Source organism: Rhizobium sp. P38BS-XIX (assembly GCF_012641435.1).
In the GTDB taxonomy this organism is placed as follows: Bacteria; Pseudomonadota; Alphaproteobacteria; order Rhizobiales; family Rhizobiaceae; genus Rhizobium.
In genome coordinates, this window is record NZ_JABAIJ010000034.1 from 1 (window position 1) to 653 (window position 653).

The window sequence follows — 653 nt, forward strand, 5'->3', positions numbered from 1 at the left end:
GCTGCGGATCTTGTACGTGATAGGCAAAGACGGTGGCGCCGGTCTCTTTCACGCTTGCCTCGTGGAGCAAGCGGGTAAAGTCGTGCCCATAGAAGATATTGTCGCCCAACACCAATGCCGACGGCGCACCATCCAGAAATGCCTCGCCGATCAAAAATGCCTGGGCCAGACCATCCGGACTCGGCTGCACGGCATAGTCGAGCCTAATGCCCCATTGACTGCCATCGCCAAGCAGCTGCTCGAAGCGAGGCGTGTCCTGCGGTGTCGAGATGATCAGGATCTCGCGGATGCCTGATAGCATCAGCGTCGTCAGCGGATAATAGATCATCGGCTTGTCGTAGATCGGCAAGAGCTGCTTGCTGACTGCGAGCGTCAGCGGATAGAGGCGCGTTCCCGATCCGCCGGCAAGTATGATCCCTTTGCGTGCTTTCGTCATGATTCAGCGTCTCGACTTCAATCCGTGTGTTTACGTCTCATAGGCGCGTGGAAACGAGCAATCGTTGCAGATGCCAAAGCTCAGTTTCCTGCGATCCGCAATTTGGTCAGCACCTCATCGACACCTTGCTTCCAGGCAGGAAGTTCGATGTCGAAACGGCGCATCAGTTTTGTGCAATTCAGTCTGGAGTTGGCCGGTCGCTTTGCCGGCGTCGGGT

At 56.7% G+C, this 653-nt stretch carries 2 protein-coding genes; both read right to left on the reverse strand.

What is annotated here, in order from left to right; translation table 11 throughout:
* Nucleotides 1-436, reverse strand: a 436-nt coding sequence (locus HGP17_RS33385) for a sugar phosphate nucleotidyltransferase (RefSeq protein ID WP_168816344.1), incomplete at its 3' end; no start/stop codon positions are given.
* Between the two features lie 80 nt (nucleotides 437-516).
* A partial coding sequence (locus HGP17_RS33390) for a sugar nucleotide-binding protein (RefSeq protein ID WP_168816345.1) occupies nucleotides 517-653 on the reverse strand: 137 nt, incomplete at its 5' end.